Source organism: Lentzea aerocolonigenes, assembly GCF_000955955.1.
Lineage (GTDB): Bacteria > Actinomycetota > Actinomycetes > Mycobacteriales > Pseudonocardiaceae > Lentzea > Lentzea aerocolonigenes_A.
In genome coordinates this window covers 1-9,636 of sequence record NZ_JYJG01000548.1, presented here as the reverse complement: position 1 = coordinate 9,636, position 9,636 = coordinate 1, and the positions used below count along the sequence as shown (strand labels likewise).

The 9,636-nt window shown below is 68.4% G+C and carries 9 protein-coding genes and 1 pseudogene; 4 read left to right on the top strand and 6 right to left on the bottom strand.

The annotated features are described in order from the left end of the window. Positions 1-2: 2 nt before the first annotated feature. Positions 3-842 (bottom strand): alpha/beta hydrolase, encoded by an 840-nt coding sequence (locus UK23_RS46530; protein ID WP_045318278.1) that lies wholly within the window; start codon positions 840-842, stop codon positions 3-5. A gap of 23 nt (positions 843-865) precedes the next feature. Between UK23_RS46530 and UK23_RS51105 the strand changes: the two are divergent. Further along, positions 866-1,672: pseudogene (locus tag UK23_RS51105) on the top strand (helix-turn-helix transcriptional regulator); the annotation flags it as partial. A gap of 126 nt (positions 1,673-1,798) precedes the next feature. Here UK23_RS51105 and UK23_RS46520 read toward each other — a convergent pair. From UK23_RS46520 to UK23_RS46510, 3 genes are all read right to left on the bottom strand, one after another. Then, positions 1,799-2,749, bottom strand: a complete 951-nt coding sequence (locus UK23_RS46520; RefSeq protein WP_052685659.1) for a zinc metalloprotease — start codon at positions 2,747-2,749, stop codon at positions 1,799-1,801. A gap of 69 nt (positions 2,750-2,818) precedes the next feature. Then, on the bottom strand, positions 2,819-3,922 hold the full coding sequence (locus UK23_RS46515; protein ID WP_045318274.1) for a winged helix DNA-binding domain-containing protein: 1,104 nt from the start codon (positions 3,920-3,922) through the stop codon (positions 2,819-2,821). Between the two features lie 15 nt (positions 3,923-3,937). Continuing rightward, positions 3,938-5,917, bottom strand: a complete 1,980-nt coding sequence (locus UK23_RS46510; RefSeq protein WP_419503935.1) for an MMPL family transporter — start codon at positions 5,915-5,917, stop codon at positions 3,938-3,940. A 47-nt stretch (positions 5,918-5,964) separates the two neighbouring features. Here UK23_RS46510 and UK23_RS46505 point away from each other — a divergent pair, with 47 nt between their 5' ends. Continuing rightward, the gene (locus UK23_RS46505; RefSeq protein WP_231114996.1) at positions 5,965-6,441 is read left to right on the top strand and encodes a MarR family winged helix-turn-helix transcriptional regulator; all 477 of its coding nucleotides are present in this window, start codon (positions 5,965-5,967) and stop codon (positions 6,439-6,441) included. Here UK23_RS46505 and UK23_RS46500 read toward each other — a convergent pair. Together UK23_RS46500 and UK23_RS46495 are read right to left on the bottom strand one after the other, a co-directional pair. Beyond that, positions 6,409-6,984 (bottom strand): maleylpyruvate isomerase family mycothiol-dependent enzyme, encoded by a 576-nt coding sequence (locus UK23_RS46500; protein ID WP_045318272.1) that lies wholly within the window; start codon positions 6,982-6,984, stop codon positions 6,409-6,411. The genes UK23_RS46505 and UK23_RS46500 overlap by 33 nt on opposite strands. Before the next feature lie 30 nt (positions 6,985-7,014). Further along, positions 7,015-8,247, bottom strand: coding sequence for an MFS transporter (locus UK23_RS46495; RefSeq protein WP_045318271.1), 1,233 nt, complete (start codon positions 8,245-8,247; stop codon positions 7,015-7,017). A gap of 57 nt (positions 8,248-8,304) precedes the next feature. On the opposite strand from UK23_RS46495, the gene UK23_RS46490 reads away from it, so the two are divergent. Further along, positions 8,305-9,240: a sigma-70 family RNA polymerase sigma factor gene (locus tag UK23_RS46490; RefSeq protein ID WP_045318270.1), complete on the top strand. Its 936-nt coding sequence runs from the start codon at positions 8,305-8,307 to the stop codon at positions 9,238-9,240. A 10-nt stretch (positions 9,241-9,250) separates the two neighbouring features. Further along, positions 9,251-9,604 (top strand): VOC family protein, encoded by a 354-nt coding sequence (locus UK23_RS46485; protein WP_045318269.1) that lies wholly within the window; start codon positions 9,251-9,253, stop codon positions 9,602-9,604. Positions 9,605-9,636 lie beyond the last annotated feature (32 nt).

Sequence of the window (9,636 nt, the reverse complement as noted above, 5' to 3'; positions counted from 1 at the left end):
GCTTAGAGGTTCTTGCCGAAGAACTCGGTGACCCGCCCGGCGACCTGCGGCACGTACCGGTCGTACAGGTCAACGTGGCCGGCACCCTCGATCCAGTGGATCTCCTTGGGGCCGGCCGCTTTCTGGTACGCCTCCACGGTCATCCACGACGTCACCGCGTCCCTGCCCACGACGAAGAGCACCGGCCGCGGCGTGATCAGGTCGACGGTCCGGAAAGCGTCGAACGCCGTGATCCGCCCGACGCTGTTCCAGGTGAACGTCTTCGCCGCGCGCGGATGCTCGGCGCGCGGCGTGCAGTAGTACTCCCAGCCGTCGTAGGCGTGCGGACCGGTTTGGCGGGCTTGCTCCTCCGTCTCGGGGACGAGCGGGAAGCTGCCGTCCTGGCCGTGTGCCAGCATCCCCTGCAGCACAGCGGGGTCCTGGGTGCCGTCCGCGCCGAACCGGAACTGCCGCGCGACGTCGGCCAGGCTGACGGTGGCGATCGCCTTGATGCGCTGGTCGGTTCCGGCGGCGGCCAGGCCGTATCCGCCCGAGGCGCAGATGCCGAGCACGCCGGCGTTCTCGGTGCCGAGGAACGTCACGGCCGCCCGGATGTCCTCGACGCGCTGAGCCGGGTCCTCCAGGCCACGCGGTTCTCCCGCGCTCTCGCCCTGGTACGCCGCATCGAACGCCAGCGCCAGGAAGCCCTGGTCAGCGAGCTGTTTCGCATACGTCCCTGCTGACTGCTCCTTCACGCCGCTGCCGGGATGACCGACGACGATCGCGCCGCGCGGTTCACCCTCCGGCCGGTAGAGGTGGCCGGCGATGTCCAGTCCGTTGCTGGGAAAAGTCACGGTTTCCATGGCCACCACGCTGGTCTCCGGGCATGGGTCCAACCAGGGAGGACCCAGCCTATGCACACCAGTACCAGGCACATCTCCTCGCAGCCACGGACACTGGGGGCATGACCGAACTGGGCGAGTTCCTCCGCACCCGCCGCGCCGCTCTCGACCCGCACCGCGCGGGCTTTCCCGACGACGGCAGGCAGCGCCGCGTGCCCGGCCTGCGCCGCGAGGAGCTGGCCCAGCTCGCCCACGTCAGCGTCGACTACGTCGTCCGGCTCGAACAGGGCCGCACCAACCGGGTCTCCCGCACCGTGCTCGACGCGCTGGCGGACGCGCTGCAGCTGGCGCCCGACGAGCGCGAGTACCTGTTCACGCTCGCCGATGTCGCCCCGGTCAGGCAGGAAGCGGCTCCCGAGGTCGCCGCGCGGCTGCGGCAGCTGCTCAACGGCATGCCGGACATCCCGGCGATGGTCCTGCACCGCCGCATGGACGTCCTGGCGTGGAACCGCGCAGCCGCGGCGTTGCTGACCGATTTCCAAGCGCTCGAACCGGCCGCGCGCAACCTGATCCGGTTGACGTTCCTCGACCCGGCGTTCCGGGCACTGTACGGCGACTGGGAGCGCTCGGCCCGTGAATGCGTCGCGGTGCTGCGGATGGAGGCGGGCCGCACGCCGCACGATCCCGTCCTCACCGGACTCGTCGGCGAGCTCAGCGTGCGCGACCCGGACTTCCGCACGTGGTGGGCGTCGCACCAGGTCCGCGGGCCGCGCCAGCTCGTGAAGACCTACCACCACCCGGTGGCGGGCAAGCTCACGCTCGACGTTCAGCAGTTCACCGTGGACACTCATCCGGACCAGCTGCTCGTCGCGTACACCGCGGCGGACGACTCGTCGGCCGAGGGGCTGCGGTTCCTTCTGCTTTCGGAGCAAGCGAAAGGGGCGCCGCTCGAAAGCGACGCCCTTCGTCACGCTAGCTCACTTGCCACTGCGGTAAGCAGTCCAGGCACTCTGCATGCGAGTGTTCTGGCCCGGCGTGAACTGGTTGTAGCAGCTGTCGTACGAGTAATCCATGTAGTTGTGGATCGGGTCGACACCCGCGGCCGTGCAGGAGTCGCGGCCCGTCGGGCAACCCGACGACGCGCTCTTCTGCGCCGGGGTGTCCGCGACCTGGTCACCGGTCGCGGAGCAGCCGCCCTGGAAGGTGTGCCAGAGGCCCATCCAGTGGCCGGTCTCGTGCGTGAGCGTCTTGCCCAGGTTGAAGTTCGTCGCCGAACCGCCGGGAACGCTCGTGTACTTGAACACCACGCCGTCCATCTTCGGGTCGCCCGAGTAGTCGCTCGGGAACGTCGCGAAGCCCAGGTAGCTGGTGTCGGTCGACCACACGTTGAGCGTGCTCGCACCGCCGACGCGGGTCGCGGTCTTCATCGCCCGCTCGGTCGACGGGGTGTCCACACCGGTGAACCACGCGTTGTTCGACCAGCGCTTCGTCGACTGCAGCACGAACTTGAAGCCGGTGTTCGCCGCCTGGCTCGACTCCGCACCGGCGAAGCCCGTGTTGAGAGCCTGGATCTGCTTGGCGATCGTGGCGTCGGTCAGGTTGCCCACGCCACCTGAGCCGGTGACGACGTGGAACACGACCGGAATCGTGCCACCGGTCGCCTCCGCGGACAGATCGATGCGGTTCTTGGCCTTCGCCGCGATCTTCTGACGCAGGTCCGCGTTCATCCGTGCTGCGTCGGCGTCGGAGAGCTCGTTGCGCTCCTGACCGTGGCTGCCCGGCAGGGCACGTGCCGCGGCGTGCTCGTCCACGCAGTCCGTCGCCTTCGCGACGGCCGTGGCGGGCGAACCGCCGAGCAGGGTGATCGCGCCCACCGCCAGCAAGCCGGCCGCGAGGGCCGCGTGGGCGCGCTTTCTCGTTTGGAACATTGAGTTTTCCTCCATGCAGGGTGGAGGAATAGTGACTCACGCATAGGTCCTTTGTGGATCTTGACGTTTTCACAGAATTCGAACGTGATCGACGGGAAGACCGGCCCACCAGCGGTTGAAACGGCGGTAGACCTGCGGTTCCCGGTCGCCGAGGAACTTGTGCAGCGCCTTGGCTTCCTCCGCGAGGCCGGTCCACTGGTCCTCACTCAGGGCGTGGAAGGCGGTCGCCTCGATGCCGCCGTCCTCGTTGGGACGCCAGACTCCTGCCACATGCCCGTCAACGAGAAGTGTCGGCAGTGTGTCGCCGTTGTTGCGGATCACGAGCTTGCGGTACTCGTCCGGGATGATCCGGCTGCGGTCGGCGTAGGCGAGCAACGTGCTGTCCCACATGGCCATCAGCCGCGGAGGTGCCGGGGTGTCCTCGTCCGGGATCGTCCGGTTTGGAACGTCGTAGTAGTCGCCTTCGCGGACCAGGTCCAGCAGCTCCAGCGCCTCGCGGATCGAGGTGCGCGGCAGCATCGTGAACTGGTTCATGTCCAGGACGGTCGCGGGACCGAACCCGGTGAGGTAACGGCGGAGCATCTCGGCGAGCGCGGCCATCCGATCGCGCGGCTCGATCGCCACGGTCTGGAACGACAGCTTCGGCCCGTAGGCCCACGGTCCGCCGGTCGGCATCCGCACGAGCGGCGCGTAGGAGGCCAGCGCCCACCAGATGCCCGGCTGCCCGACGTCGCCGACGTGCGAGTGCAGCAGCGCCTCCAGCTCCTTCTTGGTCCGCGGTTCGGCGGCGTACTCCAGCATGTGCCGAAGAACCTCGTCGGCGCGCTCGATCGTCAGGCCCATGGCCTTGAACCGCTTGTCGTGCAGCCGGGACGCCCTGAGCGCGGGCAGCATCGCGTGGTGGAACACCTCGTGGTCGGCGACCGTGACGGCGTGCAGGGTGATCCGCATGACCGTGGCCTTGCGGACCGTCCCTGCCGTGAACGCCTCGTCCAGATCCGCTGGGTCGAAGCCCTCGATCCGGTTCCACAGCGCGATGTACGGCGACGCGGGTTCCTGCGCCTGGATCGCCACGATCCGGTCGATCGCCGCGAGCACGCCGACCGGTTCACGCTCGAGCAGCAGCTGCCGTTCGAGCGTGGCGCGGTTGAGCTGACGTGCGGTGTAGGTCATGGACGCGATCCTGGCTCACCGCAGCTTCGACGGCCACCAGATTCGGCCGCCGATGTCCACCGACAGCGCCGGGACCAGCAACGACCGCACCAGCAGCGTGTCCAGCAGGACGCCGAACGCCACGATGAACGCGATCTGGGTGAGGAACAGGATCGGCAGCACGGCGAGCGCGGCGAACGTCGCGGCCAGCACCACGCCCGCTGACGTGATCACGCCACCGGTCAGGCTGAGGCCTCGCAGCGTGCCCTCGACGGTGCCGAGTTGCCCGGTCTCCTCGCGGACACGGGTCATCAGGAAGATGTTGTAGTCGATGCCCAGTGCCACCAGGAACACGAACCCGAACAGCGGCACGACCGGGTCCGCGCCGGGGAAGTCCAGGATGTGGTTGAACACCAGCGCCGACACGCCCATCGTGGCCGCGAACGACAGCACGACCGTGGCGATCAGCAGGATCGGTGCCAGAAGCGACCTCAGCAGCAGCGCCAGGACCAGGAAGATCACCAGCAGGACGATCGGGATGATCAGCAGGCGGTCGTGTTCGGACGTCTTCCTCGTGTCCAGCAACGTCGCCGTCTGGCCGCCGACCTTGGCGTCGGTCCCGTGAACCGCCGCACGGATGCGGTCGACCGTCGCCACTGCGGCGTCGGAGTCCGGTGCGTCCTTCAGCGTCGCTTCGATGCGCACCAGGCCTTCTGCCGTTCCACTGGGCCTGACGTCCGCGACTCCGTCCACTTTGGACTTCTGCAGGACTTCGGCCGTCTTGCCCTCTTCTGCGATGATGACCGTCGGCGAGCCGGTGCCGCCAGGGAAGTGCCGTGACAGCACTTCTTGCCCGGCAACGGATTCGACCTCGGTCAGGAACACGTCGGACTGCGCGGTGCCGGATGCCTTGAGTTGAGGCAGGAACGCGGCGCCGGCCAGGAGGACCAGGGTGGTGACGATCCAGATCGCGCGTGGCTTGCTCCGCACCGTGCTCGCGACCTTGCCCCACAGACCACTCGTCTCCGGGTGCGGCGAACCGAACTTCGGTGCGAACGGCCAGAACGCGGCCCGGCCGAGCAACGCCAGGGTGGCCGGCAGGAACGTCATCGTGGTGAGCAGCGCGGCGCCGATGCCGATGGCCGCAACGGGTCCGAGGCCCTTGTTCGAGTCGAGGTCGCTGAACAGCAGGCACAGCACGCCGAGGATCACCGTGCCCGCCGACGCCGCGATGGGTTCGACGGTGCCGCGCCAGGCCGTGCGGATGGAGGCGTACTTGTCTTGTGTGTCCCGGAGTTCTTCGCGGAATCTCGACACCAGCAGCAGTGCGTAGTCCGTCGCCGCGCCGAAGACGAGGATCGAGAGGATGCCTTGGCTTTGGCCGTTCAGCGCGAGGATGTCGTTCTTGGCCAACAGGTACACGACGAAGCTGGCCAGGCCGAGGGCGAACACCGCCGACAGGAGCACGATCAGCGGCAGCAGTGGACTCCGGTAGACGACGAGCAGGATCAACGCGACCACCGCGCCGGCGACGACCAGCAGCAACCCGTCGATGCCGCCGAACGCCTCGACGAGGTCGGCGATCTGCGCGGCCGGTCCGGTGACCAGCACCGTCAGACCCGCCGGGGCGCCGCGAGTGCCGTCTCTGAGCTGCAGGACCGAGTCTCGGACTTCCTTGGCCGGGTCGAGCAGCACGACGATCTGCGCGGCTTCGTCGTCGTTGGGCGCCGGGATGACCGGGGACGCCTGGAAGCCCTTGCCGCGGTCCGCGAGGTACTTCCTGTCCTGTTCGGTCAGCCCGCCCTCGCGTTCCACCAGGACGATCGCCGGGATCGCGTTGCTGCGCTGGAACTTCTTCTGCAGTTCGGCGACCTGGGTGGACTCCGCGGAGTTCGGCAGGAACGCGCTGCTGTCGTTCTCCGCGACCTCCGACAGCTTCCCCGAGTACGGCCCGGTGAACCCGCCCAGCGCGAGCCAGACGACGAGCACCACTCCGGCCAGGACGCGCATCAGCATTCCTTCGATCGTCGAATCATTCGATGGCCGAACTGTATGCTGGCGTGGTGAGCGAGGCAAGTGACTACGACCTGAGCATGCTGGTGCGGGCGCTCGTGATGGAGTCGAACCGGTTCCTGGAGATCTTCAGCGCGGCGCACTCGCTGCACCCGACCGACATGACAGCGTTGAACCTGATCATGACGGCTCGCTCCCCCATGACCCCCGGCGCGCTCGCCCGAGCCCTGAACCTCAGCGCGTCCGCCACGACGTCCGTGCTGGACCGGCTGGAGCGTGCTGGTCACGTCGTCCGCGAGCGTGCTTCGGACGACCGTCGCCGCGTCGAGCTGCGGGTGCTCTCGGCGGCGACGGCGGTGGCCTCGGCGTTCTTCCAGCCGCTCGCTCTCTCGTACTCCTCGGCGTGGTCCGCGTTGAGTGCCGCGGATCGCGAAGTGGTGGCGCGGTTCCTCGCCACGACGACCTCGGCGACCGCGCGGGTGCGGGAGGCGACGTCAGATCCGGCGGCCGCAGACGAGGAGCAGTAGTTCCTGGGCAGGTCGTCTCACGGGCCGGCCCTCGCCGAACGCCCAGTCCAGGTCGGTGGCTTCGAGGCGTTTGTTCGCGAGGTCGGCGCCGAAGTACTTCACGGTGCGCGGGGTCATGCCGTCGAGGACGAGTTCGAGCCGGTCGTGCGGCACCTTGCGGTCGAGTCCGAGCGCGATGGTGATGTCGAGGCCGTGGATGACGTCGTGCGAGAGCGCTCCGGCCGGGCCGCCGCCGGGTGGGGTCCAGCGGTCGTCCGCGTTGGCCTTCAGGACGCCGGCCAGCTCGTTCTTCGAGAGTCTTGCGGCGTCCTGCTTGGCCATGCGGTCGGAGGCGTGGTTGAACCGGCCGGCGGACTTGAGCATCTCCTTGAGCACCCTGGTCCGTGAGCTGTGGAACGGCAGGGTCGTGTGCGCGACGACTTCCCTGACGCGCCAGCCTTCGCACAGGCTCGGGGCGTTCCACTGCTCGTCGGTGAGGCTGCTCAGCAGTTCTGCCTGGTCAAGACGTTCCGCGCGGATGGCGGCCCAGATTTCTTCGGTCATGCCCGTTCATACGAGCCGGACCGCGAAAACTCATCGGTCCCCCACCAGGGCGCGGTTGTTCAGCACCGGGTAGAAGGCCAGCGCAACCAGGATGAGGAAAACGCCGGCGGCGACATACGCGACCTGAACCGCGAACACACTGGCGAGAACACCGCCGAGCGCCGCGCCAACCGGCCCTCCTGCCATCACCACCAGCCTGCTCGACGAGAGCACCCTCCCCAGGAGCCCGTCAGGCACGATCTGCTGGCGCAACGTGCTCACCACGACTTTCTCCGCGGTCATCAGCGCACCGGTCACCATCATCATCGCGGCCGCGACCCAGGAGTCGGCGACAAGTCCCAGCACCAGAACGGCCGCGCCCACACCGGCTTTGCCCGCGAGCATCACCGTGCCAGGCCCGAGCCGCCTGCTGACAGACGCGGCCGCCAGTCCCCCAGCCGTCGCGCCGACCGCGGTGGCCGTCAGCAACAGGCCGAAACCGAAGTCCGGAAGTGCGAGGACCTCCTTGGCCAGCAGTGCGAGCATCGCGAACTGAGCGGTGGCCGCGACGTTGCCGAGACAGGAGACCACGGCCAGCGCCCGCAGGGTCCGGTTTCCGAACAACCACCGGATGCCCTCGGCGATCTCGTTCCGCACGCTCCCGCGCGGAGCTTCGGACGGCTCCTTCGTCTTGGCGTCCGCCCGGATCGAGAAGATCAACAGGCCGCTGGCGGCGAACGACAGTGCGTTGCCGGCGAACGGCAGGAAGTTCCACACACCGAACAGAGCTGAGCCGAGCGGAGGCCCGGCGAAGTCCTCACCGTTGCTCTCCGCCGCGGCGATCCGCCCGTTCGCCGTCGCCAGCTTCCGCGGGTCCCGCGACACGAAGTCGGGAATGGCCGACTGGGCCGCGAGGTCGAAGAAGACCTGGCCGACGCCGAGCAGGAACGCCGCGAGCACCAGCCACACCAGACTCACCCGCGCCGTCAGGATCAGCACCACGAGCGCGACCAGGACGGCGAACCGGCCCAGGTCCGCCCACACCATCACCCGCCGCCGGTCCAGCCGGTCCACCACGACACCGGCGTGCAGCGACAGCAACACCCAAGGAATCTCGGCGGCCATCACGACAGAGCTCAACGCCAGCGGGCTGCTGGTGCTCTGCAGGGTCAGCAGGGGCAACGCGGCGGCGTGCATGCCGGTGCCGGCCGCCGACACGAGCGTGGCACCGAAGAGCCGGTGAAAGCGGCCGCCCAGCCGTACCTCGACGCCATCAGACTCCATGTCCGTTCCTACCAGCCGGTCCGCGAAAACTCACAGGTCCGCGTAGGGTTCGTTGCTGTGATCGAGACGCTGGAGCCGTTCCGGATCGAGCTGACCGGCTACTGCTACCGGATGCTCGGGTCCGGTTTCGAGGCCGAGGACGCCGTGCAGGAGACGCTCGTGCGCGCGTGGAAGGCGTACTCCAGCTTCGACTCGTCGCGCGGGTCGCTGCGGACTTGGCTGTACCGGATCGCCACGAACATCTGCATCGACATGCTGCGGTCTTCGCAGCGGCGGGCGTTGGCGGTGGACCTGGGGCCTTCCGGCGGGGAGATCGGGGCGCCGTTGCACGAGCGGGTGTTCGTGCAGCCCGTGCCGGATGCGCTCGTGTTGCCCGAGGACCAGGCGATTCGGCGGGAGACCGTCCGGCTGGCGTTCGTGGCGGCTCTTCAGCACCTGCCTGCTCGGCAGCGGGTGGTGCTGATCTTGCGTGATGTGCTGGCGTGGCAGGCTTCCGAGGTTGCTGCGTTGTTGTCGATCTCGGTGGCTTCGGCGAACTCGGCTTTGCAGCGGGCACGTGCCACGTTGTCCTCGGTTGACGCCGGCGAGCCGTTGAACGTTGCGGATCCGGTGCAGAAGTCGTTGCTCAGCCGGTACTGCGAGGCTTTCGAGCGGCATGACGTGCGGACTCTGGTGGCGTTGCTGCACGAGGACGCCACGATCTCGATGCCGCCGTTCAGCTGGTGGCTGCGCGGGCGTCCCGCGGTGGCGGCGGCGTTGAGCGATCCCGGGGCTGCGTGCAAGGGGGCGTGGCTGGTGCCGGTGCGGGCCAATGCCTCGCCTGCCTTCTGGCAGATGCGGCCGGGGATGGATCGGCCGTTCGGGCTGGTGTTCCTGGACGTGCGGGGTGGGCTGGTGACGGGGACGACGACGTTCCTGAACGTGCCGGAACTGCTGCCGCTGTTCGGTTCGCCGATGAGTTCGGGCGCTCCAGCCCGTACACAGGTGGACTGAGGGAGGTCTCATGGCGATCCAGCCCATCATCATCACCCCGAACCTGGGGTCCGTGCAGGCGTTCTACGAGCAGGTTCTCGGCGCGGTGGAGGTGGCCCGGTACCCGGAGGACGGGCCGGTGTTCTACAAGACCCTGCAGATCGGCGACGCTGAGCTCGGGCTCGTCGCCGAGGGAGCCGACACGTCGGTGCCACCGCGGATCACGCTCAGCATCGACGTGGCGGATGTCAACGCGTTGCTGCCGCTGGTCGAGCCCGCTGGCGGGCGGGTGCTGGGTCCGTCCAACGACATGCCGTGGGGGCAGCGGGTGGCGCACGTGTTCGATCCGGACGGAAACCCCGTGAACCTGACGCAATCGCTCTAGACGGTTGATTCCAAGGGGTCTGCCCTGTTGGC

What these genes read in the sequence shown, in the direction of transcription:
- UK23_RS46515 (WP_045318274.1), bottom strand. Translation starts at nt 3,922, where the DNA reads ATGACCTACACCGCACGTCAGCTCAACCGCGCCACGCTCGAACGGCAG.
- UK23_RS46485 (WP_045318269.1), top strand. Translation starts at nt 9,251, where the DNA reads ATGGCGATCCAGCCCATCATCATCACCCCGAACCTGGGGTCCGTGCAG.
- UK23_RS46495 (WP_045318271.1), bottom strand. Translation starts at nt 8,247, where the DNA reads ATGGAGTCTGATGGCGTCGAGGTACGGCTGGGCGGCCGCTTTCACCGG.
- UK23_RS46510 (WP_419503935.1), bottom strand. Translation starts at nt 5,917, where the DNA reads ATGCTGATGCGCGTCCTGGCCGGAGTGGTGCTCGTCGTCTGGCTCGCG.
- UK23_RS46530 (WP_045318278.1), bottom strand. Translation starts at nt 842, where the DNA reads ATGGAAACCGTGACTTTTCCCAGCAACGGACTGGACATCGCCGGCCAC.
- UK23_RS46500 (WP_045318272.1), bottom strand. Translation starts at nt 6,984, where the DNA reads ATGACCGAAGAAATCTGGGCCGCCATCCGCGCGGAACGTCTTGACCAG.
- UK23_RS46520 (WP_052685659.1), bottom strand. Translation starts at nt 2,749, where the DNA reads ATGTTCCAAACGAGAAAGCGCGCCCACGCGGCCCTCGCGGCCGGCTTG.